At 63.1% G+C, this 24,531-nt stretch carries 19 protein-coding genes; 9 read left to right on the top strand and 10 right to left on the bottom strand.

Annotated elements, in window-relative coordinates; all coding sequences use genetic code 11:
• Positions 1 to 201: 201 nt before the first annotated feature.
• The 6 genes from tkt (at position 202) to pgl (ending at position 8,553) form a co-directional block, all read left to right on the top strand.
• Positions 202 to 2,295 (top strand): transketolase, encoded by a 2,094-nt coding sequence (gene tkt, locus CXY74_RS12585; RefSeq protein WP_104200736.1) that lies wholly within the window; start codon positions 202 to 204, stop codon positions 2,293 to 2,295.
• A 100-nt stretch (positions 2,296 to 2,395) separates the two neighbouring features.
• On the top strand, positions 2,396 to 3,523 hold the full coding sequence (gene tal / locus CXY74_RS12590; protein WP_104200737.1) for a transaldolase: 1,128 nt from the start codon (positions 2,396 to 2,398) through the stop codon (positions 3,521 to 3,523).
• Positions 3,523 to 5,124 carry a glucose-6-phosphate isomerase gene (locus CXY74_RS12595; RefSeq protein WP_104200738.1) on the top strand — a complete coding sequence of 534 codons (1,602 nt, stop codon included), beginning with the start codon at positions 3,523 to 3,525 and terminating at the stop codon, positions 5,122 to 5,124. Before tal ends, CXY74_RS12595 begins: the two co-directional genes overlap by 1 nt.
• 143 nt (positions 5,125 to 5,267) lie before the next feature.
• Entirely contained in the window at positions 5,268 to 6,809 is a 1,542-nt protein-coding gene (zwf, locus tag CXY74_RS12600) for a glucose-6-phosphate dehydrogenase (RefSeq protein ID WP_104200739.1), read from the top strand.
• Positions 6,806 to 7,750, top strand: a complete 945-nt coding sequence (locus CXY74_RS12605; protein ID WP_104200740.1) for a glucose-6-phosphate dehydrogenase assembly protein OpcA — start codon at positions 6,806 to 6,808, stop codon at positions 7,748 to 7,750. The genes zwf and CXY74_RS12605 overlap by 4 nt, the downstream gene beginning before the upstream one ends.
• A 14-nt stretch (positions 7,751 to 7,764) precedes the next feature.
• A complete protein-coding gene (gene pgl, locus CXY74_RS12610; RefSeq protein WP_104200741.1) occupies positions 7,765 to 8,553 on the top strand; it encodes a 6-phosphogluconolactonase in 789 nt (262 codons plus the stop codon).
• A 100-nt stretch (positions 8,554 to 8,653) separates the two neighbouring features.
• On the opposite strand, the gene CXY74_RS12615 is transcribed toward pgl, so the two are convergent.
• From CXY74_RS12615 to uvrA, 10 genes are all read right to left on the bottom strand, one after another.
• Positions 8,654 to 9,022: an RNA polymerase-binding protein RbpA gene (locus tag CXY74_RS12615; RefSeq protein ID WP_104200742.1), complete on the bottom strand. Its 369-nt coding sequence runs from the start codon at positions 9,020 to 9,022 to the stop codon at positions 8,654 to 8,656.
• Between the two features lie 129 nt (positions 9,023 to 9,151).
• A complete protein-coding gene (gene secG / locus CXY74_RS12620) occupies positions 9,152 to 9,403 on the bottom strand; it encodes a preprotein translocase subunit SecG (RefSeq protein WP_092340102.1) in 252 nt (83 codons plus the stop codon).
• Between the two features lie 130 nt (positions 9,404 to 9,533).
• Positions 9,534 to 10,334 carry a triose-phosphate isomerase gene (gene tpiA / locus CXY74_RS12625; RefSeq protein ID WP_199183223.1) on the bottom strand — a complete coding sequence of 267 codons (801 nt, stop codon included), beginning with the start codon at positions 10,332 to 10,334 and terminating at the stop codon, positions 9,534 to 9,536.
• Positions 10,325 to 11,539, bottom strand: a complete 1,215-nt coding sequence (pgk, locus tag CXY74_RS12630; RefSeq protein WP_104200743.1) for a phosphoglycerate kinase — start codon at positions 11,537 to 11,539, stop codon at positions 10,325 to 10,327. Before pgk ends, tpiA begins: the two co-directional genes overlap by 10 nt.
• Before the next feature lie 10 nt (positions 11,540 to 11,549).
• Entirely contained in the window at positions 11,550 to 12,557 is a 1,008-nt protein-coding gene (gap, locus tag CXY74_RS12635) for a type I glyceraldehyde-3-phosphate dehydrogenase (protein ID WP_104200744.1), read from the bottom strand.
• 93 nt (positions 12,558 to 12,650) lie between these two features.
• Positions 12,651 to 13,277, bottom strand: a complete 627-nt coding sequence (locus CXY74_RS12640) for a superoxide dismutase (RefSeq protein ID WP_104200745.1) — start codon at positions 13,275 to 13,277, stop codon at positions 12,651 to 12,653.
• 124 nt (positions 13,278 to 13,401) lie between these two features.
• On the bottom strand, positions 13,402 to 14,391 hold the full coding sequence (whiA, locus tag CXY74_RS12645; protein WP_104200746.1) for a DNA-binding protein WhiA: 990 nt from the start codon (positions 14,389 to 14,391) through the stop codon (positions 13,402 to 13,404).
• Positions 14,392 to 14,472: 81 nt separating this feature from the next.
• Complete coding sequence (gene rapZ / locus CXY74_RS12650; protein ID WP_104200747.1) at positions 14,473 to 15,348, bottom strand: RNase adapter RapZ; 876 nt, start codon at positions 15,346 to 15,348, stop codon at positions 14,473 to 14,475.
• A 73-nt stretch (positions 15,349 to 15,421) separates the two neighbouring features.
• Positions 15,422 to 17,323: an excinuclease ABC subunit UvrC gene (gene uvrC, locus CXY74_RS12655; RefSeq protein ID WP_104200748.1), complete on the bottom strand. Its 1,902-nt coding sequence runs from the start codon at positions 17,321 to 17,323 to the stop codon at positions 15,422 to 15,424.
• 13 nt (positions 17,324 to 17,336) lie between these two features.
• Complete coding sequence (uvrA, locus tag CXY74_RS12660; protein WP_104200749.1) at positions 17,337 to 20,204, bottom strand: excinuclease ABC subunit UvrA; 2,868 nt, start codon at positions 20,202 to 20,204, stop codon at positions 17,337 to 17,339.
• A 136-nt stretch (positions 20,205 to 20,340) separates the two neighbouring features.
• Between uvrA and CXY74_RS12665 the strand changes: the two genes are divergently transcribed.
• Genes CXY74_RS12665 through CXY74_RS12675 form a run of 3 tightly spaced genes read left to right on the top strand, consistent with a single transcriptional unit; the run spans position 20,341 to position 24,514 of the window.
• Complete coding sequence (locus CXY74_RS12665) at positions 20,341 to 20,952, top strand: PadR family transcriptional regulator (protein WP_104200750.1); 612 nt, start codon at positions 20,341 to 20,343, stop codon at positions 20,950 to 20,952.
• Complete coding sequence (locus CXY74_RS12670; protein WP_104200751.1) at positions 20,949 to 21,677, top strand: ABC transporter ATP-binding protein; 729 nt, start codon at positions 20,949 to 20,951, stop codon at positions 21,675 to 21,677. The genes CXY74_RS12665 and CXY74_RS12670 overlap by 4 nt, the downstream gene beginning before the upstream one ends.
• The gene (locus CXY74_RS12675) at positions 21,674 to 24,514 is read left to right on the top strand and encodes an FtsX-like permease family protein (RefSeq protein WP_104200752.1); all 2,841 of its coding nucleotides are present in this window, start codon (positions 21,674 to 21,676) and stop codon (positions 24,512 to 24,514) included. The genes CXY74_RS12670 and CXY74_RS12675 overlap by 4 nt, the downstream gene beginning before the upstream one ends.
• Positions 24,515 to 24,531: the final 17 nt, after the last annotated feature.

The raw sequence follows: 24,531 nt of genomic DNA on the forward strand, positions 1-24,531 counted from the left end.
CAGTGAATCAGTAGATCGGCGAGCCCCCGGGTGGGAGATGGCAGCATCTAGCAGGCCAACTCGCCGGGGGTGATATTTTGCTTGCAGTCCCGCGTGAGAAATGTGCGGGTCCGTCCTGCGAGAAGGCTGCCGACGCTTGCACAACTATCAAAGGATGGGTTGAGCTCAACCCGCCTTCGCTTCGATGAAGGGTTACGTGACGTGGCAGCTTTCCAATGGAATTCCGTTGACGATCAGGCGGTCGATACCGCACGCATTCTGGCGGCCGATGCCGTTGAGAAGGTTGGGAATGGGCATCCCGGCACGGCGATGAGCCTCGCTCCGGCCGCGTACCTTCTATTTCAGAAAGTCATGCGCCGCGATCCGTCCGACAACGATTGGATCGGTCGCGACCGGTTTATTCTCTCGGTCGGCCACAGCTCGCTGACCCAATACGTGCAGCTCTACCTCGGCGGCTACGGTCTCGAGCTCGACGATCTCAAGGCCCTGCGCACGTGGGGTTCCAAGACTCCCGGCCACCCGGAATACGGCCACACCGACGGCGTCGAGATCACCACCGGCCCGCTCGGCCAGGGCTTGGCCTCCGCTGTCGGTTTCGCCTACGCGTCCCGCTTCGAGCGCGGCCTGTTCGACCCGGATGCCGCCACCGGCGCCAGCCCGTTCGATCACTTCGTGTATGTCATCGCCGGCGATGGCGACTTGCAGGAAGGCATCACGAGCGAGGCCTCCTCGCTCGCCGGCCACCAGCAGCTCGGCAACCTCATTGCCATCTACGACAGCAACCAGATCTCGATTGAAGACGACACCAACATTGCCTTCACCGAAGACGTCGCTGCTCGATACGCCGCCTACGACTGGCACGTGCAAACGGTGGATTGGAAGAAAACCGGCTCCTACGTTGAAGACGTCGCCGAGCTGAACACGGCCATTGAAGCTGCGCAGCAGGAAACCGGCAAGCCCAGCCTGATCATCCTCAAGACGATTATCGGCTGGCCGAGCCCGAAGAAGCAGAACACCGGCAAGATCCACGGGTCAGCCCTCGGTGCCGAAGAACTCGCCGGTGTCAAGACCGTTCTCGGCTTCGACCCGGAGAAGACCTTCGACGTGGCCCCCGACGTCATCGCTCACACCCGGCTGGCCCTCGAACGCGGTGCAACCCAGCATGCTGAGTGGACTGTGCAGTTCGATGCCTGGGCTGCTTTGAACCCCGAGCGCAAGGTTCTGCTCGACCGAGTGCTTTCCGGAGATCTGCCGGACGGCGTCGAAGCGGCACTCCCGGTCTTCCCTGCCGACACCGCGGTCTCCACTCGTGCAGCCTCCGGCAAGGTATTGACCGCCCTCGGCGGCGTCATCCCCGAGCTCTGGGGCGGTTCGGCGGACCTCGCCGAATCGAACAACACCACCATCGGCGGTGCGGCCTCGTTTATTCCGAGCGAGCACTCGACCGGCGAATGGACCGGCAACCCGCACGGTCGCGTTCTGCACTTCGGTATTCGTGAGCACGCCATGGCCGCGATTCTCAACGGCATCGTGCTACACGGCAACACCCGCCCGTTCGGTGGCACCTTTTTGATCTTCAGCGATTACATGCGACCGGCCGTTCGATTGGCAGCGCTCATGCGGGCGCCGTCGATCTTCGTCTGGACCCACGACTCGGTCGCTCTCGGCGAGGATGGTCCCACGCACCAGCCGATCGAACAACTCGCGACCCTGCGCGCTATCCCGGGTCTCGATGTGATTCGTCCCGGCGACGCCAACGAAACCGCATGGGCCTGGAAAACTATTCTGGAACGCCGGGGCGGCCCGGCCGGAATCGCCCTGACCCGCCAGAACATTCCCGTCTACGAACGCGGTGAAGGCGCAGCATCCGGGGAAATCTTCGCCTCGGCAAAAAATGTAGCTCGCGGCGCCTACGTACTGGCCGAAGCGGCCGGCGGAATCCCCGACGTGATCCTCATCGCTACCGGCTCCGAAGTGCAGCTCGCCGTGGACGCTCGCGCCCAGCTCGCCGCCTCGGGCATCCATGCGCGCGTGGTCAGCGCCCCCTGCCTCGAATGGTTTGAAGAGCAAAGCACCGAATACCGCGAGTCGGTGCTGCCTTCCGCCGTCACGGCACGGGTATCGGTTGAAGCCGGCCTGGCGCTGACCTGGCGTGGCTACGTCGGCGATGCGGGCCGCAGCATCTCGATCGAACACTTCGGAGCATCCGCTGACTACCAGACGCTGTTCCGCGAATTCGGCATCACCACCGAAGCTGTAGTTGCCGCCGCCAAGGAATCAATTAGCGCAGCCTGACGTTGCCCTCCTAGACGGGGCCAGCACCGCACTTCACCAACCTCTCCACACACCGCACGATCCAGCTGCCTGACGGCAGCACGACCAGGAGATTTCAACAATGACAAATCCGACCCCCCTCGCCCAACTGTCCGCAGCGGGCGTCAGCATCTGGCTCGACGACCTCTCCCGCGAACGAATCAACTCCGGCGGACTCCAGAACCTGATCAAGAACAGCAACGTCGTCGGCGTCACGACCAACCCGACGATCTTCGCCGGTGCCCTGGCCAAGGGCGAAGCGTATACCGAGCAGGTCGCGACCCTCGCGGCCGCCGGTTCGAACGTGACCGACGCCGTCTTCGCCATCACCACGGACGACGTCGCGGCTGCTTGCGATATCTTTCGCCGGGTCTACGACGCGACGAACGGCCAGGATGGACGCGTCTCGATCGAGGTTGAGCCGAACCTCGCACGCGACGCGGCTGGCACGGTTGCCGAAGCCCAGAAGCTGTGGGCTAAAGTCAACCGACCCAACGCGATGATCAAGATTCCGGCGACGGTCGAAGGCCTGGAAGCCATCACGGCGACGATCGCCCTCGGCATCAGCGTCAACGTCACTCTGATCTTCAGCCTGGAGCGTCACCGCCAGGTCATCAACGCTTATCTGGCCGGCCTCGAGCAGGCCAAGGCTGCCGGTATCGACCTCTCTACGATTCACTCCGTTGCCTCGTTCTTCGTCTCGCGCGTCGACTCTGAGATCAACGCCCGCCTCGAAGTTATCGGTACCCCCGAAGCCCTCGCGCTCAAGAGCAAGGCCGGCGTCGCCAATGCCCAGCTTGCCTACCAGGTCTACGAGCAGGCGTTCAGCAGTGAGCGCGCCCTCGGCCTGATCAAGGCCGGGGCGACCAAGCAACGTCCTCTCTGGGCTTCGACCGGCGTCAAGGATGCCAGCCTTCCCGACACCCTGTACGTAACCGAACTGGTCGCACCCGAAGTCGTCAACACGATGCCGGAGAAGACCATGCAGGCGGCGGCCGACCACGGAGTCATCCCGGCCGACTCGGTGACCGGCTCGTATGCAGCCGCAAACGCTGTACTCGATGCGCTGTCCGCACAGGGTGTCTCATACGACGACGTCACTCGCCTGCTTGAAGAGGAAGGTCTGTCGAAGTTCGAGGTGTCGTGGAACGAACTGCTCGACACCGTACAGACGGCCCTCACCGCCGCCTCGACTCCCTCGGTCGCGTAATGAGCTTTCGGATCTCAGTGAGTGGTGCCGCAGCCGATGCTGTGCGCGCCACAGTACCTACCCTGGTCAAAGACCTGGTCGCGTCCGGAATCACTGCCCAGGATCCCACACTGTGGGGTCCGGCAGTCGAAGCCGAAGCCGCGATGCGTCTCGGCTGGACGGAGTCCGTCGCCGTATCTCGCCCGCTCGTGGCCGAGATTGTGGAGCTGCGGGCTGCCCTCCAGGCCCGCGGTGTCACCCAGATCGCCCTCGCCGGAATGGGCGGATCGTCGCTCGCTCCCGAGGTCATCACCCGCACCGCAGGAGTGAACCTCACTGTGCTCGACGCGACCGACCCCGGCCAAGTCCTGTCCGCATTAAACGACAATCTGGCCGGAACGGCACTCGTCGTCTCGTCTAAAAGCGGCTCAACCGTTGAAACCGACAGCCAGCGCCGTGTGTTCGAGCGCGCGTTCCGGGATATCGGCATCGACCCGGCCGAACGCATCATCGTGGTGACCGACCCGGGGTCGCCGCTCGAGGCATCCGCCCGGGAAGCTGGTTACCGCGTGTTCAACGCCGACCCCACAGTCGGCGGACGGTACTCGGCGCTGACCGCGTTCGGTCTCGTTCCGTCGGGGTTGGCCGGCGTTGACATTGGAGCGCTCCTCGACGAAGCCGAATCCATCTCGCTGGCATTGGCCGTTGATTCGCCCGAGAATCCGGGCCTCGTGCTCGGAGCGGCGATCGCCGCTACCAGCCCTCGTCGGGGCAAGCTCGCCATCGTCTCGGACGGTACCCGCATTGTGGGCTTCGCTGACTGGGTCGAACAACTCATCGCAGAATCCACCGGCAAGCTCGGCACCGGCATTCTCCCGGTTGTTCTCGAACTTGACGCTCCCGAGCTGACCGAGGTGCTACCGGACCTGCAGCTCGTGCGAGTCGTGGCCGACGCCGGCACCGATCTTTTCGCTGAAACCGGCGACGAGGTTCGCGTCAGCGGAACCCTCGGAGCACAGTTTCTGGTCTGGGAATACGCGACCGCCGTTGCCGGCCGTTTGCTCGGGATCAACCCGTTCGACCAGCCAGACGTGGAGTCCGCCAAGATTGCCACGCGCGGGCTGCTGGACACCCGTCCAGCGCCGGAACCGGCCGCCTTCATCGCGGACGGTATCGAAGTGCGTGGCACGCCGCACGTTATCGGAGCGGCGAGCGATCTCGCCTCGGCAATCGACGCTCTGCTTGAAGAACTCGGCCCCGACGGATATGTTGCTGTTCAAGCCTACGTAGACCGGCTGGCCCTGCCGGAACTGGCCGAGATTCGCAGCAAGCTCGGCACGCTCTCGAAGCGTCCGGTCACGTTCGGCTGGGGACCACGCTTTCTGCACTCCACGGGACAATTCCACAAGGGCGGACCGGCAACGGCCGTGTACCTGCAGATTCTGGCCACGCCGTCGGAAGACCTCGACATCCCCGAGCGCCCCTTCACGTTTGGCGAATTGATCCAGGCGCAGGCCAGTGGCGACGCGAGTGTGCTCGCCGAACACGGGCGGCCGGTGTTGACGTTGACCCTGACGCAACCCAAGCAGAATATCTCCACATTGTTCAAGGCTTTGGCCTAAAAAAACCAACAAACCGAACCCTTGGTTGGTTCTTCACGGGCAGAGTGCAGTGAGGAACCAACCAAGCGATCGGACTATTCTCTCCGCAGCGCCCCGTTGCCTGCGTTCTCGACTTACCCGCACTGAACCGTCTAAGGAGTTGCATGTCCCCGGTGGAAATTACCCCGGAGTTTAATCCGCTCAGGTCGCCATCCGACTATCGACTGAATCGTATCGCCGGGCCGTCCAGCCTCGTGATCTTCGGCGTAACCGGTGATCTCGCGCGCAAGAAACTCATGCCCGCGGTCTATGACCTCGCGAATCGCGGCTTACTGCCACCCGGATTCGCCCTCGTCGGGTTTGCCCGCCGAGACTGGGACAACGGAGACTTCATGGAAGTCGTGCATGATGCCGTGAAGGAACATGCCCGTACAGAGTTCCACGAGGATGTTTGGGCGCAACTGGCCGAAGGCATCCGGTTCGTTTCTGGCACCTTTGACGATGACGAGGCATTCACGCGCCTCAGCCAGACCATCGACGAGTTGGACCGTGAGCGCGGCACGATGGGCAACCACGCGTTCTACCTGGCCATTCCGCCCAAGGCTTTCCCACAAGTGACAGAGCAGCTGCGCCGCTCCGGCTTGGCCGAGCAGAAGAACGGGCAGTGGCGACGTGTTGTCATCGAGAAGCCGTTCGGCAGTGACCTGACCACAGCACGCGAGCTCAACGATGTCGTCGAGTCGGTCTTTCCTCCGGACTCGGTCTTTCGGATCGACCACTACCTCGGCAAGGAGACGGTGCAAAATATTCTTGCGCTGCGCTTCGCCAACGAGATGTTTGAACCGCTCTGGAACGCCAACCACGTCGAACACGTGCAGATCACCATGGCTGAAGACATCGGCGTGGGAGGTCGAGCCGGCTACTACGACGGTATCGGTGCCGCCCGCGACGTCATCCAGAACCACCTGCTGCAGCTTCTCGCCCTCACGGCCATGGAAGAACCGATCTCCTTCGACGCTGCCGACCTGCGCGCCGAGAAGGAAAAGGTACTCGCCTCGGTTCGACTCCCCGCCGACCTCGGCCAGGGCACGGCCCGCGGGCAGTATGCCGGTGGCTGGCAGGGCGGAGAAAAGGTCGTCGGGTTCCTGGAGGAAGACGGCATGAACCCCGATTCCGTCACCGAAACCTACGCTGCCATGCGGCTGACCATCGACACCCGACGCTGGGCTGGTGTTCCGTTCTATCTGCGTGCCGGTAAACGCCTCGGACGTCGTGTGACGGAAATTGCCGTGGTCTTCAAACGTGCACCTCAGTACCTGTTCGCACCGGGCCAGACCGCCGAACTCGGCCACAACGCCCTGGTCATTCGGGTGCAGCCCGACGAGGGCGTCACCATCCGTTTTGGCTCGAAAGTTCCGGGTGTCGTCATGCAGGTCCGCGACGTCACCATGGACTTCGGTTACGGACATGCCTTCACCGAAGCGAGCCCCGAAGCGTATGAGAGACTCATCCTCGACGTACTTCTCGGCGACCCGCCCCTGTTCCCCCGCCACGAAGAGGTCGAATTGTCTTGGAAAATTCTCGACCCGATCGAAGAGTACTGGGCTACGCAAGGACAGCCAGAGCCCTACCGCCCCGGCACCTGGGGACCCACATCCGCTGACGACCTGCTGGCCCGCGACGGCCGAACCTGGAGGCGACCATGATCGTTGATCTGCCCAACACCACGACCGCGAAAATCTCGAAGACGCTCGTGCGTATTCGCGAGGAGGGCGGTGCCGTTGCCCTCGGGCGGGTGCTGACCTTGATCATCGCCTCACATCTCGGACACGAGGAAGAGGCCATCGAAGCGGCCAACGATGCGTCGAGGGAACACCCAATGCGCGTCATCGTAGTGTCAACGCAGGAACACGATACGGCTGATGCCGTCGCGCGGGTTGATGCGGAGATTCGCGTCGGAGGCGACGCTGGTGCGAGCGAAGTCATCGTCTTGCGTGTCTACGGGGCGGCCGCCGCCGACCCGGAGAGCCTGGTTACCGGTCTCCTGTTGTCGGATGCCCCGGTTGTCGCCTGGTGGCCCGGCACGGCTCCCGCCGTTCCCAGTGACTCCCCTATCGGCCGGATCGCCTATCGACGCATAACGGATGCCTCAGCCCAGCCAGACCCACAGGCAGCGCTGCGCGAGCTCTCCGGCAGCTACCGGCCAGGAGATAACGACTTCGCCTGGACTCGGCTGACGCTCTGGCGCGCCCAACTCGCCGCGGTTCTGGATCAGCCGCCCTACGAGCCCATCATCGGTATTCAAGTCATTGGCTCAGCGGCGTCCCCCTCGACGACGCTACTCGCCGCGTGGCTCCAGATGCAGCTGCAGGTACCCGTGGAGTGCAAGCTGACAACCGGCCCCCTCGCCAATGGCGTGCACGGCGTGCATCTGGAGCGAGCGTCGGGAACGATCTCACTCGAACGCGAGATTCCTGATATCGCCACACTCAGCCAGCCTGGGCAGCCGCTGCAGGACCTGACTCTCAAGCGTCGCAGCCTGCGGGACTGTCTGGCCGACGAGCTGCGCCGCCTCGACCCCGATGAGCTGTATGGTGAGGTCATCACCCGCGGGTTATCGCAGCTCAAAAAAGTGGTGAGCCAGTAGACCGGAGCCTAACCGTGACAAATGACCGACGCGTGCTGCTGCACAAAAACAAACACGCCCTAGCCGCGTCGGTCGCTGCACGGTTCCTGACTAATATGGTGGACGTTCTGCATCAGCAGGAGGAAGCGAATGTCGTACTCACCGGCGGTTCCGTCGGTATCGCTGTTCTGGCTGCCGTCAACGAATCGCCCGCCCGCGACACGATCGACTGGTCGCGGGTTAATTTCTGGTGGGGTGACGAACGTTGGCTGCCACGCGCCGATCCGGAGCGCAATGAATTGCAAGCACGCGCAGCGCTCCTGGACCACATTTCGGTGCCGCCAGAAAATATTCACGCCTTCGGAGCCTCGGATGATGCGGTCGAAGCTGATACGGATGATGCGCTCGATGCTGCGGCTGCACGGTACGCGGCGGAGTTACTGCGTCGTGCTCCTCATGGGGCCCTGTTCCCCCGGATCGATGTGATGTTACTCGGAGTCGGACCGGACGGTCACATTGCGTCGTTGTTCCCACACCGATCGGGTATCCGCGAGCGTGAAGCCAGTGTCGTCGTCGTCCGCGACTCCCCCAAGCCGCCGGCCGCCCGATTGTCGTTGACCCGCCCCGTGATCAACTCCGCGGATCGCGTCTGGCTGGTGCTGGCTGGATCGGACAAGGCATCGGCGCTCGGACTAGCCCTCGCCGGAGCCAGCCGCGACGAGGTACCGGCTGCAGGAATCAAAGGCCGTTACCGCACCGTGTTCTTTGTTGACAACGACGCAGCGGCTCAAGTGCCCGAAAGCCTCATCGCTCCGGGCTATTAGATTTTCGCCATCCGTCTACCCCTCCGCCACCATCGGCGTGATCGGCAACAAAAAACACCGGTTCTCGACTAATCGAGAACCGGTGTTGCGCGCTCTCGCGTCAGTTTGTCGGTGACAACTTGCCACGACGAACGCGCAGCTGGTTGAGGGCCTCTTCGAGCAGCGACTCGGCCTCTTCTTCAGTACGGCGCTCCTTGACGTAGGCGAGGTGCGTTTTGTACGGCTCGAGCTTCACGACCGACGGAGGATTCTCCTTGTCGCGCCCGGCTGGCAGCCCTGACGATGGGCAATCGATGGTGACGGGGATTTCTTCGTCCGGTAAGCTTGCCGCAAAATACCGCACGGTTTCATTTCCGAGCGCATCCCAGTACGAGATTTTGATGCGGTCCGCATGAAAACCGCGGTCCTGCTCGCCCATGGGGCCCGCGCCTACACGCGAGCCACGAATTGCGCTTCCGCCTGATGCCATCTTGTTCCTCCGTTGACTCGTGCAGTTGTGCGCTGCAAATTCGAGCTGTTATTGGTGCGATTGCTGTTGTGATGTACCGTCAAGATCTGTGCCCGGAAAACTCAGGGTAACCCCGCGCGGGGCAGAAAGTTAAGCCCCTGTGTCGAACTTCGTGATCAATCCGAGAACTACGATGCAGGAGATCCACAGCAGACCCAGAATGACCGTGATGCGATTGAGGTTGCGCTCGGCAACGCCCGACGCGCCCAGGTTAGAAGTTACGCCGCCACCGAACATGTCCGACAGTCCACCGCCCCGTCCCTTATGCAACAGAATGAGCATGGTGAGCAGAAGGCTCGTGATACCAACGAGCACCTGCATGACGACTTGGAGAATCTCCACACGAAACCTTTCAAAACACGGTGGGCGCCACTCGGGCGCCGAGACCATCGTAATTATACTCTGCAGGCAGCAGCGAGGTGGTTGCCGGACGGACAACCATCTCGCTGCGCACTGTCGGGTGCGCCGCGGCCTAGAGGCCGACGTGCTTCTGGTATCGAATAATGCTGGAAAATTCCGGAATATCCAAGCTCGCACCGCCAACGAGGGCACCGTCGACATTGGGCTCCCGCATGAACGCGGCGATGTTGGTGCTCTTGACCGAACCACCGTAGAGGATGCGGGTCTTGTCGGCGACGTCCTGCCCGAGGGTGTCGGAGAGAACCCCACGCAGTGCGGCCGCTACCTGCTCAGCCTGCTCCGGCGTAGCGGCCTGACCGGACCCAATGGCCCAGACGGGCTCATAGGCCACGACGATGTCCACCGCGTTCGTGACGCCCGCAAGAGCGGCACGCAGCTGGGCGACCGGAACCGCACTGGGACCATGAACGGCGAGGTCCTCGGCGCTCTCTCCGACGCAAATCAGCGGCACGAGGTTGTGCTTGAGGGCGGCGGTTACCTTGGAGGCGACCTGTTCATCGGACTCGTTGTGCAGGGTGCGGCGTTCGGAGTGACCGATGATGACGTATTGGCACTCCAGCTGAGCGAGGAAGGCACCCGAAATCTCACCGGTGTACGCTCCCGAATCGTGTGCTGAGACGTCTTGCGCACCGAAGGCGAGCGAAAGCTTATCGGCCGAGATGAGGGTCTGCACGCTGCGCAGATCCGTGAACGGAGGGAACACGGCTACCTCGACCGCGGCGGTGTCGTGGCCGGCATCCTTGAGATTCCAAGCAAGCTTCTGCACGAAAGCGATTGCCTGGAGGTGATCCAGGTTCATTTTCCAGTTGCCCGCGATCAGCGGTGTGCGCCGAGGGTTGATGTTCACTGCCATCCGAGGACCTCCAGTCCTGGGAGACGCTTGCCTTCGAGAAATTCGAGGCTCGCGCCGCCGCCGGTAGAAATATGACCGAATTGGTCGTCGTTGAAACCGAGAATGCGCACAGCAGCAGCAGAGTCGCCACCACCGACCACGCTGAGGCCGGTGACCTCGGTGAGCGCGGCGGCCACGGTGCGGGTGCCCTCCGCGAACGGTGCCAGTTCAAAAACACCCATCGGGCCATTCCAGAATACCGTCTGTGATGCTCGAATAATCTTGGCGAACGCTTGAGCGGTGTCCGGCCCGATGTCCAGGCCGAGACCATTCGCACCGAAGGGGGTGTCCTCGATTCCCTCTGCCGGAGTGATCACGTGCTCAGCGTCGGCGCCGAACTTCGAGGCGACCACTACATCTGTCGGGAGCACAATTTTCACTCCCAGACGTTCGGCTTCGGTCAGATATCCGCGAACCGTCTCAATTTGATCGCTTTCCAAGAGGCTGGCACCAACCTTGTGTCCTTGGGCGGCCAAAAAGGTGAACAGCATGCCGCCGCCAATCAGCAGCGAGTTCACGCGCGGCAGTAGGTGACCGATGACGCCGAGCTTGTCGCTCACTTTCGAACCGCCCAGGATGACCGTGTACGGCGCATGCGGCTTTTCGGTGAGCTGATCGAGCACGCCGAGTTCGGCGGCGATGAGCAGGCCGGCAGCGCTTGGAAGCAGCGTGGCCAGATCGAACACGCTGGCCTGCTTGCGGTGTACTACGCCAAAGCCATCGGAGACGAGTGCGTCGCCGAGTAGTGCGAGCTTGTGCGCGAACGCGAGGCGCTCAGCATCCACTTTGCTGGTTTCACCGGCATTGAAGCGCAGGTTCTCCAGAACGACGATGTTTCCGTCCTGCAAGGCCGCGACGGCCTGCGTGGCCGCGTCGCCGACGGTGTCGGCGGCGAATGCCACGGGGAGGTTCGCCAGTTCGCTCAGGCGGGCGGCGACGGGCCTCAGGCTGTATTGGGGGTCAATGGCCCCACCGGGGCGCCCGAGGTGAGAAACAATCACCACGCGGGCGCCCTGAGCAACGAGGGCGTTGAGAGTGGGCAGTGACGCCCGCACTCGTCCGTCGTCAGTGATCTGCCCGTCTTTTAACGGAACATTCAGGTCGAAGCGGACAATAACCCGCTTGCCGGTCAGCGAACCGAGCGAGTCAATCGTGCGTAACGTCACCGCGCGGCCGTTAGAGTCGCTCAGCGACGAACTCGGTGAGGTCCACGAGACGGTTGGAGTAACCCCATTCGTTGTCGTACCAGGAGGCAACCTTGACCTGATCGCCAATCACCTTGGTCAGGCCGGCGTCGAAAATCGAGGAGTGCGGGTCGCCGACGATGTCGCTGGACACAATCGGGTCCTCGGTATAGCTGAGGATACCCTTGAGCGGGCCATCGGCTGCGGCCTTGTAAGCGGCGTTCACTTCTGCGACCGTTACCGCACGGGAGGCGGTGAGCGTGAGGTCCGTGATCGAACCGGTCGGAACCGGAACGCGCAGCGCATAACCGTCGAGCTTGCCGATGCTCTCCGGGATGACGAGGCCAAGAGCCTTAGCGGCGCCGGTAGAGGTTGGGATGATGTTCAGCGCAGCGGCACGGGCACGACGGAGGTCACTGTGCGGCCCGTCCTGGAGGTTCTGGTCTGCGGTGTAGGCGTGAATGGTGGTCATGAGACCGCGCTCAATGCCGAAGTTGTCGAGAAACACTTTGACGAGCGGCGCGAGGCAGTTCGTCGTGCAGGACGCGTTCGAGATAATGTCGTGGATCGCAGAATCATACGTGTCTTCGTTCACACCGAGCACGAGCGTTGCCACGTCAGCACCCGTCGCCGGGGCCGAGACGATGACCTTTTTGGCACCGGCAGCGATGTGCTTCTGCGCATCGACGGCCTTCGTGAAACGGCCGGTGGATTCGATGACGATTTCAACACCCAGGGTGCCCCACGGCAGGTTGGCCGGGTCGCGCTCGGCGAGCACCTTGATGGCCTTGCCGTTGATGATGATGTTGTCGCCGTCGACCTCGACGGTGGCGTTCAGGCGTCCACCGACGGAGTCGTACTTGAGCAAGTGGGCGAGCGACGCGGGGTCGCTGAGGTCGTTGACGGCGACAATTTCGATGTCACTACCCTTGGCGAGGGCGGCTCGGAAGTAGTTTCGACCAATGCGGCCAAAACCGTTGATACCGATCTTTACGGACACAGATAGCTCCTGTTGTTGAAAAAGGCGCCGAAGGCGCGATGAAAAAATGCAAAACGAATGTTGGTGCCCCGTATCGCCCGGGGCACCAACAGCCTACGAGAGTAGCAGCAGGCCGTTCGTCTTCTCACGTGCGACGGCGAAGCGCTCCTGCACGTTTGCCCAGTTGGCAATGTTCCAGAAGGCCTTGATGTAGTCAGCGCGCACGTTGCGGTAATCGAGGTAGTAGGCGTGCTCCCACACGTCGAGCATGAGAACTGGAACCGTACCGGCAGCGAAGTTTGACTGCTGGTCGAAAAACTGCTGGATGATCAGACGCTGACCGATGGAGTCCCACGCGAGCACGGCCCAGCCGGAGCCCTGCACACCGAGCGCGGCAGCGGTGAAGTGCGCCTGGAACTTGTCGAATGAACCAAAGTTGTCATCGATTGCCGCCGCGAGCTCGCCAACGGGCTTGTCGCCGCCGTTCGGGGACAGGTTGGTCCAAAAAATGGAATGGTTGACGTGACCGCCGAGGTTGAAGGCAAGGTCTTTCTGGAGCTTGTTCACGTTGGCGAGGCTTCCGCTGTCGCGGGCCTCTGCGAGCTGGGCAAGTGCCGTGTTGGCGCCGGTGACGTAAGCCTGGTGGTGCTTGCCATGGTGGAGTTCCATGATGGTGCCGCTAATGCTGGGCTCGAGAGCCGCGTAATCATAATCAAGGGTGGGCAGGGTGTATTCAGCCATTACTTTTCTCCTTGTGAGTTGTGCCACCGTACCGGGTGCGGCGGCGTTGTAAGCGACAATTCAGTCTAACCGCGCGCGTTCGAAGTCACAGAATTCATGACATCGCGCACCATCACGGTTCGATTCAGACGGGCGCTACGTCGTCGGGGTGAATCGGATAGCCGACGTCGGTGCCTTCGATGCCGAGTTCGACCGCTTTCTTGTCTGCCATAGCGAGCAGGCGTCGAATTCGGCCGGCGACGGCGTCCTTGGTCATGGGCGGATCGGCGTGGTGGCCGAGCTCGTCGAGGCTGGAGTCACGAAAGTTGAGACGCAGCTCTCCCGCGTAGCGCAGGTGCTCAGGGATATCCTCGCCGAGGATATCCATCGCTCGCTGCACCCGGGTGCAGGCCGCAACCGCCGCTTCAGCGGAACGACGCAGGTTGGCGTCATCAAAGTTGACCAATCGGTTTGCTGTGGCGCGCACTTCACGGCGTTGGCGCAAGGTTTCCCAGTTGAGCACCGTGTTGGTGGCACCCATGTGGACGAGCATTGCCCCAATGGCGTCGCCATCGCGGATGACGACGCGGTGCACCCCCCGGACCTCGCGCGCCTTGGCCGCGACGCCGAGACGTCCGGCCGCTCCCACGAGTGCCATGGCTGCCTCGTTGCCGGGACAGACGACCTCAAGCGCCGCCGAGCGGCCCGGGTCGGTCAGGGTGCCATGGGCGAGAAACGCGCCGCGCCAGACGGCGGCGATTTCTTCCTTCGAGCCCGTAGTCAGACGGTTGGGCAGACCGCGAATCGGGCGGCGGCGGGCATCCAGCAGGCCGGTTTGTCGCGCCAGTGTCTCGCCGCCCTCGATCACCTGAACGAGGTAATGGCTGGACTGACGGATGCCGGTGGCCGCGATGACCTGCAGAGCGCTGCGTACCCCATAGAGTTCAGCGAGATCTTTGCGCACCCTTCGAGCCAAGATGGCAGTGTCGAGTTCGGACTCGATCGCGATGCGGCTGCTGATCATGTGTAATCCGCCGGAGAACCGGAGAATCGTGGCCAGTTCGGCCGCGCGCACGGTGGTCTTGGAGACCTCCACGCGCGAAAGTTCATCTTTAACGTCGGCGGTGAGTGCCAATCGCTTTTCCATTCTGTTGATCAGTTGCGTTACGTCTGAGTGGTGAAAGCCTGGGGAGCTGGATGCTGCGCCCGGGCTCGCTTATTCGCGTCCGAGGTCGCGGTCCTTGATATTGACCGCGACACCGGGAAGTTTTTCAAGCCGAGAGGCCAGTTCCCTGGCCATGGCGACAGAGCGGTGCTTGCCTCCGGTGCAGCCGATGCCGATGGTGGCGTGGTGTTTATTTTCCCGCTGATACCCGGCCAGCACCGTCGCCATGGCGGCGGCGTAGTGGTCGATAAAATCAAGGGCACCCGTTTGGGCAAGTACAAAGTCTCTCACCTCCGGCTCGACACCGGTGTGTGCGCGCAACTCGGGAATCCAGAACGGGTTCGGTAAAAAGCGAACATCCGCGATCAGATCGACATCCGTCGGCAGACCGTACTTGAATCCGAAGCTCATAATGGTCAGCTGCACCCCCGCTCGCCCCTCGGCCGCGAACCGCTCGGCGATCGTCGTCGCGAGCTGGTGCACGTTGAGGTCAGAGGTGTCAACGACGAGATCACTCGATTCCCGAACGGCGAGCAACCGAGAACGTTCCGCCGAAATGCCGTCGAGAAGGGTACCGTCGCCCTGCAGCGGATGCGGCCGCCGTACGGATTCAAACCTGCGCACGAGCGCGTCGTCCCGGGCTTCAAGAAAGATAACCTGCACCTGGGTGTTGCTGCGAAGTTGCTGCACGGTTTCGAGAAAATCACCGAACAGATCGCGGCCGCGAATGTCCACGACGGCCGCGATCTTGGGCAAATTCGTGCCGGCCCGTTCGACCAGGTCGACCAGGGGCCGCAGCATTTGCGGCGGAAGATTGTCGACGACGTACCAGTCCAGGTCTTCCAATGCGTTGGCTACGGTGGAGCGTCCCGCCCCGGACATTCCCGTGACGATCAGCACTTCCTGCTTGTCGGGGTCCGTAGTCATTCTTGGAAATCGCCTTAATGAGAAGTTGATGGATTAGCAAGCCTACCGAGCGCTGGCCGGTCTCGGGTGTCGTTCAGGCGCGCAGGTGGGCGTGGATCGACTCCGCCAGCACCGAGCCGATGCCACGGACATCCGCAATTTCCGCCACCGAAGCCACCTTGAGGCGCGCCACCGAACCGAAATGTTGCAACAAAACTTTCACCCGAGCCGGCCCGAGCCCCGCGACTTCACCCAAAATCGAGGAGATGTCCTTTTTGCGGCGAATGCGCTGATGCGTGATGGCGAACCGATGGGCTTCGTCGCGGATGCGCTGGATCAGAAACAACGCGTCGCTGTTGCGGGGCAGAATAACCGGGTAGTCGGAGTCGGGCAGCCAGATTTCCTCGAGCCGCTTGGCGATCCCGCACAACTGGATTCCGGTCACGCCCGATTCGGCCAGGGCGCGTTTGGCGGCGGCGACCTGCGGCTGGCCGCCGTCGACGATAAGCAGGTTGGGCGAGTACTTGAATTTGGCGCGCTTCTGCTCCACCTGGGCGATGTCGCTTAAATCAACAGCGCCCGTCGCGGGATGCGATGCAGCCGCAGCACCGGCCTCTGGCTTCAGGTACGCAAGGCGTCGAGTGAGAATCTGATAAATCGAGTCGGTGTCGTCGGTTGATTCGGGAATGTTGAAGCGGCGGTATTCATCTTTGCGGGGTAACCCGTCTTCGAAGACGACCATGGACGCGACGATGTTCGTGCCACTCAGGTGCGACACGTCGTAGCACTCCATGCGCAGCGGAGCGTCCGGCATCTCGAGGGCGTCCTGAATGTCTTCCAGGGCCTTGGAGCGTGCGACGAAGTCCGAGCTGCGACGGGTTTTGTAGAGCATCAGCGCCTGCTTGGCGTTGTTGCTCGCTGTCACGAGCAGAGCAGCCTTCTCACCGCGTTGGGCGGCGACGAGCCGCACCTTGCGACCGGCCAGGTCAGCCAGCGAGGCCTCGAGAGCCTCCGCGTCTTCTGGCAGCTCGGGGAGCACGATTTCGCGCGGCGGCACTGCGTCGTGGTTATAGGCCGTCTGCATCATGGAGTCGATGAGTTCACTCATGGTGACGTCGAGTTCCTTGTCGACCATCCACCCGCGCACGCCGCGGATACGCCCACCGCGCACGATGAACAACTGCACGGCCGCTGCCAACTCGTCTTGCTCGATGGCGAACAGATCAATATCGACGTTGTCGCGCAGCACAACAGCGCTTTTCTCGAGTACGGCATTGAGTGCACGCACCTGATCACGGCGTTTGCCGGCGATTTCATATTGCTGCGCGGCCGCGGCGTCTTTCATCTCCTGGGTGAGGAGATTGATGAGTTTCTTGTCGTGACTGCTCATGAAGCTCACGAACTCGTTGACGATCTTTCGGTGGTCCTCCATCGAAACCAGGCCGGAACAGGGGCCGAAGCAGCGTCCGATCTGGCCGGCGAAACATGGCTTGCCGCTCTGCATCGCCCGCTTGTAGTTGGCATTGTTGCAGGTGCGGATGGGGAAAGCCTTGAGCATGAGCTCAATGGTTTCGTACACCGCCCATACCTTGGGGTATGGACCGAAATAGCGAGCACCCTTGATGCCTTCGGTGCGGGTGACCAGGGCGCGCGGCGCCTCGTCACCCAGCGTGACGGCGAGATACGGGTAGGACTTATCGTCTTTGAACTGCACGTTGAAGGGCGGATCGAACTCGTTGATCCACATCCACTCGAGCTGCAAGGCCTCGACCTCGGTGCCGACGACCGTCCACTCGACCCCGGCCGCAGACGTCACCATGCGCCGGGTCCGTTCGTGCAGGCTATGCAGCGGTGCGAAATAATTGCTCAGCCGCGCACGCAGGTTTTTAGCCTTGCCGACATAGAGGATGCGCCCGGTCGCGTCGCGAAACCGGTACACCCCGGGGGTCGTAGGAATCTCGCCCGTTTTTGGGCGATAGCTTAGGGCATCAGACATGGATATTTGCCGCCTAGTCGGCAGCCAGGACCTCTTTCAGGAAGGTACCAGTGAAGCTCTTCTTGACCGTGGCGAGGTGTTCGGGTGTGCCGGTGGCGAGCACTTTGCCGCCGCCGGAGCCGCCTTCTGGTCCGAGGTCGATCACCCAGTCAGCGGACTTAATGACGTCGAGGTTGTGCTCGATGACAATGACGGTGTTGCCCTTGTCGACAAGGCTGTTGAGCACGAGCAGAAGTTTGCGTACGTCTTCGAAGTGCAGGCCCGTGGTGGGCTCGTCGAGCACATATACGCTGCGGCCGTTGGAGCGTCGCTGCAGCTCCGTGGCGAGCTTCACCCGCTGGGCTTCGCCGCCGGAGAGTGTGGTGGCGCTTTGGCCGAGCCGCACGTAACCGAGGCCGACCTCAACCAGCGTCTTGAGAAAACGGTGGATCGACGAGATCGGTTCGAAGAAATCGGCCGCCTCGCTGATCGGCATGTCGAGCACCTCGGCGATGTTCTTGCCCTTGTAGTGCACGGTGAGTGTGTCGCGGTTGTACCGGTCTCCCCCACACACTTCACAGGCGACATAGACGTCGGGCAGAAAGTTCATTTCGATCTTGATCGTGCCGTCGCCCGAGCAGGCTTCGCAGCGCCCGCCCTTGACGTTGAAGCTGAACCGGCCGGGCAGGTAGCCGCGAGTCTTGGATTCGATGGTTTCCGAGAACAAAGTGCGGATCTTGTCGAACACGCCGGTGTAGGTGGCCGGGTTGGAGCGCGGCGTGCGGCCGATCGGTGCCTGGTCGACATGGATTACCTTGTCCAGCTGCTCCAGCCCGGTAACCCTGGTGTGCTTACCTGGCAGCTTGCGGGCACCGTTGAGTCGGTTGGCGAGCACCCGGTAGAGGATGTCGTTGACGAGCGAGGACTTGCCGGAGCCGCTCACCCCGGTGACAGCGGTGAATGTGCCGAGAGGGAAAGTCACCGAGACCTTCTGCAGGTTGTTCGCCTCCGCACCGGTGACGCCGATAAGTCGTTCCGGATCGATCGGGCGGCGAGTTTTCGGCGTGGCGATGGACTTGCGCCCGGACAGGTAGTCTCCGGTGAGCGATTTGGTGTTGGCCAGCAGACCCTCGTAGGACCCGGAGTGCACGACGTGCCCGCCGTTGATCCCGGCGCCCGGCCCGATGTCAACGACCCAGTCGGCGGTTTTGATGGTGTCTTCGTCGTGCTCGACCACGATGAGCGTATTACCGAGGTCACGCAGGGTGACGAGAGTCTCGATCAGGCGGCGATTGTCGCGCTGGTGCAGGCCGATACTCGGCTCATCGAGCACATAGAGCACCCCGGTGAGGCCGGAGCCGATCTGGGTTGCCAAGCGGATGCGCTGCGCCTCGCCACCGGAGAGGGTCGCCGCAGCACGAGCAAGGTTGAGGTAGTTCAGCCCGACCCGAATAAGAAAGTCGAGGCGTGCCCGAATCTCGCGCAAGACCTGGGCGGCAATGGCCGCCTCGCGGTCGGTGAGCGTGAGCCGGTCCATGAATTCACGTGCGTCGCTCAAGCTGAGCGCGCAGACATCCGCAATGCTCGCCTCGTGCACGAGTACCGCGAGCACTTCGGGCTTGAGCCGGGTGCCTTTGCAGACGTGGCAGTCAACCTCGCGCAGGTACTCGGACCAGCGCTGACGCTGGGTGTCACTCTCGGCCTGCAGATACTGACGTTCGATGTAGGGAACGACGCCCTCAAAGCCCGAGGTGTAGCTCATCTCCCGGCCATAGCGGTTCTTCCACTTGACGCGCACCTCGAAGTTGTCACCGCGCATGACGGCGTTCTGTACCTCACTGGTCAGTTCACCCCAGGGGGTGTCGAGGGAGAAGTCGAGGTCACGGGCGAGGCCGTCGAGCAGTTTCTCGTAGTACTGGAACAGTCCCTTGCCCTGGGTGGTCCACGGCAGCACAACACCCTCGGCGATACTCAAGTCGGGATCGCCGAGCAGCAGGTCTTCGTCGACCGACATGCGGGTGCCGAGACCGGAGCACTCGGGGCAGGCACCGAACGGAGCGTTGAACGAGAAGGTGCGCGGTTCGATTTCGGTCAGCTGCACCGGGTGGTTGTTCGGGCAGGAGAGTTTTTCGGAATAGTTCTGCCAGGCCTTATCACCTTCTTCGTCGAGGAAGTTGATCTGTACGAGTCCGTCGGTGAGCTTGAGCGCTGTTTCGAGCGAGTCGGTGAGGCGGGAAAGAAGCTCAGGGCCGGCGACGAGGCGATCGACGATGACCGCGATATCGTGCTTCTGCTGTTTCTTGAGCGTGGGCGGTTCACTCAGCTGAATCTGCGTACCGTCGACGATCGCGCGGGAATATCCACCACCGGCGAGTTCCTGGAACAGGTCGACGAACTCGCCCTTCTTTTGCGAGATGATCGGGCTGACCACTTGATAGCGGATGCCCGACTTCAGCTCCATGAGCTGGTCGGCGATCTGCTGTACGGTCTGGGACCGGATGATCTCACCACAGACGGCGCAGTGCGGCACACCGATGCGGGCCCAGAGCAGGCGCATGTAGTCGTAGATTTCAGTGATGGTCCCCACCGTGGACCGCGGGTTGCGGTTAGTCGATTTCTGATCGATCGAGACCGCCGGGCTCAGGCCCTCGATGAAGTCCACATCGGGACGGTCAACCTGCCCGAGGAACTGCCGGGCATACGCTGAAAGCGACTCGACGTAGCGGCGCTGACCCTCGGCGAAAATGGTGTCAAAGGCCAGCGATGACTTGCCCGAACCCGAAAGCCCGGTGAAAACTACGAGCGAATCGCGCGGAATCTCCAGATCAACGTTGTGGAGGTTGTGTACGCGGGCTCCGCGCACACTGAGTTTCGGACCTGTTTCTACCTTGGTAATCGACACTTATCGATTCTATGCAACGCCGCTGACAGTGACGTCCAATGACCGCCGCCGAGAGCGAACACGCGGCCGCCCATATATTGATACGGTGTATGTATATACACGGTAATTATTAGCAGACCGATCCATCGGAGGTTGTATGTCTGTTCGCCAGAGCCTGCTCGCCATCCTGAACCAAGGGCCGTGCTACGGCTACCAGTTGCGGGCCGAATTCGATCGTCGCACCGGGTCGACCTGGCCGCTCAACGTCGGTCAGATCTACAACACCCTCGACCGCCTCGAGCGGGACGGCCTGGTGCGGAAGGCAGACATCGACGCCGATGGCCAGAACTACGTCGAGATAACGGATGCCGGCAGCGCGGAGGTCGCTGACTGGCTCGGCTCCCCCGTGGTGCGCACCATGGCCACCCGCGACGAGCTCGCCATCAAGCTCGCGATCGCCGTGACGCTACCGGGCGTCGACATCGCCCAGGTGATTCAGGTGCAGCGCACCGCCACCATGCGCACCTTGCAGGAGCTGACTCGCACCAAGAACGCGACCGCCGACCCGGAATCCTCCGAGCAGTTGGCCTGGCTGCTCGTAATCGACTCGCTCATCTTCGCGGCTGAGGCGGAAGCACGCTGGCTGGACCACTCGGAGCACCGGCTGGCCCGGGCGCGGGCCGCCGGCCTGGCTGAACCGTTGCCGCTGAACACCGAGGTGCCCAAGCGCGGCCGCCCGGCCAAGACGGCGGCGGCGGCCAGAGCATGACTGACAGCGACATTCTGCTGCAGCTCGACGGTGTGTCGATGCAGTATGGCCGCGGTGAGACCGCGATTACCGCGCTTGCGGGGGTCGACCTGTCGGTGAGCCGCGGCGAACTCGTGGCGGTGATGGGGGCATCCGGTTCGGGGAAATCGACCCTGCTCACCGTGGCCGGTGGGCTGACCCCGCCGACGGCCGGCGAGGTCATCGTTGAAGGGCACTGGCTCAGTCAGCTTCCGGCCCGGCAACTCGCGACCCTGCGCCGGCGCAGCCTCGGCTTCGTCTTTCAAGACTTCAACCTGATCCCCTCACTGACCGCGCTCGAAAACGTGAGCCTGCCGCTCGAACTCGACGGGTGGACGTCGAAGAGGGCGCACCGTCCAGCCCTCGATGCGCTCAATATCGTCGAGCTCGGCGATCGGGCCCAGCACTTTCCCTCCGACCTGTCTGGCGGTCAGCAGCAGCGCGTGGCGATCGCCCGCGCCGTCGTCGGTGGCCGCTCGTTGATTCTCGCCGATGAGCCCACCGGCGCCCTCGACAGCACGACCGGCGAGCTCGTGCTGCGGATGCTCCGCTCGCGAGTCGACGCCGGTGCCGGCGGCATTCTGGTCACCCACGATGCCCGCCACGCGGCCTGGGCGGACCGGATCGTCTTTCTGCGCGACGGGCGGATCGTGGACGAGTCGCGGGCATCCGCTGTAACAAGCTTGCTGAGTGGACTGCCGGCATGAGTGTTGAACCGAGTTCGCTCGCTGGCGAGCGCCCGGGATCTACTCGAATCGCGTTTCGGATCGCCCGGCGGATGGCCGGACAGTCCCCGGGTCGCAGCGCGCTGATCGCACTGCTCGTTGCGATTCCCGTGCTGGGGACGGTGGGCATCACCACGATCTCCGCGAGCAACGTCGCGACGCCCGCTGAACAAGTTGTGCTGACACTCGGGTCGACCGAGGCTCGGGTACAGATTGTCGCCGCGCCACACCCGAAACTCACGCAGGACCCGCTGAACCAGGGGAACTGGGGTTACAGCGACGAGGCGGGCCGTGTCGACGCCATGCAGTCGATCGAACCGATGCCGGTCACCGCCGCGTCGCTGTTTGCCGACGGTACACGTTTGCTCTCCATCCGGTCAACGCCTGTCGTGGTGGAGACGAAAGACGGGCTCGCGTCGTTTCCGGCGGTGCAGGGACAGCCGTGGGACCCGGCATTCGCCGGAAAGTACGACGTGACGGCGGGATCGGCCCCGACCAGTGACGACGAGATCATGGTGACCGCTGCCGCCCTCGATCGTCTGGGAGCCCAGATCGGGTCGACGGCTGCCTTTACCGCGCCACAAGCGCGCTCGTTCACCATAGTTGGCACAATTCAAAGCGCAACCCTCGACGACTCCGCGGTCGGGTTCTACGGGCTGCCAGGAGTCTTTGACGGCGTACTGCCCGACGACGCCGACCTGATGACCGAGTGGTACCTGCCCGACACCCCGCTCACCTGGAGCCAGATCGGGGACCTCAACCCGCGCGGTGCGACCGTGCTGTCGCGCACCGTGCTGCTGGACCCGCCGCCGGTGGGCAGCTACCCCTTTGACGGTGGGTTTTCCCGCAGTACGACCAATCTGTTCGTCGCCCTGCTCGGCGGATTCGCCCTGTTCGAGGTCGCGCTGCTCGCGGGCGCCGCATTCACCGTCGGCGCCCGCACCCAGCAGCGCACCCTCGCTACCCTCGCGAGCGTCGGCGGCGACAAACGGATGCTCTTTCGCGTCATGTCGTTCGGCGGAGTCATTCTCGGCGCGGTCGGTGCCGCCCTGGGATCCGTGCTCGGCCTCGCCGGCGCCTGGATCTTCATGCAGATTTCGGCGAACGGAAGCGCCGCCCGGTATCCGGGATTTCACCTCGACGTGGTGTCCCTCAGCGTCATCGCCGCCTTCGCCGTACTCGCCGGCTGGTGCGCAGCCGCGGTTCCAGCCCGAGCGGCCGGCCGCATCGATGTCTTGGCTGCGCTGCGCGGTGCCCAGCGTCCGCCGCGAGTGACACGCCGCCGCCCGGTGGCCGGGATCGTTCTGTTGGCAATCGGCGCGGTCATCGCCCTCACCGGTGGCGTGGTCGAACTCGCCGCATACGCACCGGTGTATCAGATGGGTCTGGCCAATTTCGGCATCGCCCTTATCGTCGCCGGTCCGGTGATCATGCAGATCGGGGCGGTCTTCGTCGCTCCCCTGATTCTGCGGTGGGCTGCCCGCGTCGCCTCCCGGTTCGGACCCGGCGCGAGGCTCGCAGCCCGCGATGTAGCGCGAAACCCCGGGCGCAGCGTTCCAGCCCTCGCGGCCATTATGAGCTGCGTCTTCGTGGCGACCGTCGCGATGAGTCTCATTTCGACCATGCAGCTGAATTCGACCAAAGGCTACACCTACGGCGCCCCGCTGGACACGGCATCGGTGAGTCTGACGGCCTCTCTCAATGAGCCGCCGTACGGCCAGGTGTTGCAAACGACCGGGCCCGAAGTCGTTGCCGCCGTCGACAGCAGCTTTCCGAGCGCACGGGCCAGGCTGCTGAGCAGTGCAGAGGATCCGCCGATGGGATTCGGAGAAGCGGATACCGACGGCACCACCGCGGATGCACCCACCTTCGCCCTCCCACGGATCGATGCCGACACGGTATGCCCGAGTGATGTCACTCGAATGGACGCCGATCATGAGGACACACCCACCGACATCCGCTGCCCCACTCCGCACTATCTCGACACGATGATGAACTCGAGCATGAACGACCACATCTGGGTGGGCGATCTGGCGGATTTCGCCGCGATTCTCGGCGAACCCGTCTCCGAGAAGTCTCAGAAGATGCTCGCCGTCGGCGGGGCCGTGGCGACTTACCCGCAGTACGTCGTCAACGGAGAGATACGCATTGACTGGATCACGGAGCTCAACTCCGTTCTTGAACCCGCGCGTAGCGTGTCGCTGGCCGGGAGCGTGCAGGAGCCCGAACATCCGCTGCCGTACGCCGTGTTCATGCTGACTTCCACAGCCGACAATGCTGGCCTCGACTACCGGCCGTCGGTGGTCGTCAGCAGTATCGGCAAAGACCCGACCCAGGCAGAATATGACCATGCGCAGGGTGCACTCGCCGCCATCTCGCCGGGGATCTACCTGCAAACCGAGACGGGCCCGCAGGCTTATGGAGCGTCGTGGACCTGGGCCCTGCTCGCTCTCACGGCGATCATCGCTCTGGTCACGGCGTCGATCACGATCGGACTCGCCCGCGCTGACGGGCACCGGGACAACGCGGTGCTCACCTCGCTCGGGGCGTCCCCGCGAGTGCGCCGGGCCTTCGGCTTTTGGCAGGCGGTGGTGATCGTCGGCCTCGGCAGCATCATCGGGGTGCTGCTCGGGCTGGTTCCCTCGCTCGCGCTGTCGCTGACCCGCGACACCGCTGGCCTTTCCTTGCTGCCGTTCACTCCCCCGTGGCTGCAGCTCGCGCTGATCGTGTTGGCGCTTCCGGCGGTCGTCGCGGTCGGTGGTGCCCTCACTGCTGGGGGAAACCGCACTCGGTTCAGCAATCGGGCCGCGTTCGACTGAATCGGCCGGCCGCGGAG

It is taken from the genome of Cryobacterium sp. Y29, from assembly GCF_002929825.1.
Classification (GTDB): Bacteria; Actinomycetota; Actinomycetes; order Actinomycetales; family Microbacteriaceae; genus Cryobacterium.

Coding starts and splice junctions, on each gene's coding strand:
- tal (WP_104200737.1), top strand. CDS start 2,396: ATGACAAATCCGACCCCCCTCGCCCAACTGTCCGCAGCGGGCGTCAGC.
- CXY74_RS12595 (WP_104200738.1), top strand. CDS start 3,523: ATGAGCTTTCGGATCTCAGTGAGTGGTGCCGCAGCCGATGCTGTGCGC.
- zwf (WP_104200739.1), top strand. CDS start 5,268: ATGTCCCCGGTGGAAATTACCCCGGAGTTTAATCCGCTCAGGTCGCCA.
- CXY74_RS12605 (WP_104200740.1), top strand. CDS start 6,806: ATGATCGTTGATCTGCCCAACACCACGACCGCGAAAATCTCGAAGACG.
- CXY74_RS12615 (WP_104200742.1), bottom strand. CDS start 9,022: ATGGCATCAGGCGGAAGCGCAATTCGTGGCTCGCGTGTAGGCGCGGGC.
- tpiA (WP_199183223.1), bottom strand. CDS start 10,334: ATGGCAGTGAACATCAACCCTCGGCGCACACCGCTGATCGCGGGCAAC.
- CXY74_RS12640 (WP_104200745.1), bottom strand. CDS start 13,277: ATGGCTGAATACACCCTGCCCACCCTTGATTATGATTACGCGGCTCTC.
- rapZ (WP_104200747.1), bottom strand. CDS start 15,348: ATGACTACGGACCCCGACAAGCAGGAAGTGCTGATCGTCACGGGAATG.
- uvrC (WP_104200748.1), bottom strand. CDS start 17,323: ATGTCTGATGCCCTAAGCTATCGCCCAAAAACGGGCGAGATTCCTACG.
- CXY74_RS12665 (WP_104200750.1), top strand. CDS start 20,341: ATGTCTGTTCGCCAGAGCCTGCTCGCCATCCTGAACCAAGGGCCGTGC.
- CXY74_RS12670 (WP_104200751.1), top strand. CDS start 20,949: ATGACTGACAGCGACATTCTGCTGCAGCTCGACGGTGTGTCGATGCAG.
- CXY74_RS12675 (WP_104200752.1), top strand. CDS start 21,674: ATGAGTGTTGAACCGAGTTCGCTCGCTGGCGAGCGCCCGGGATCTACT.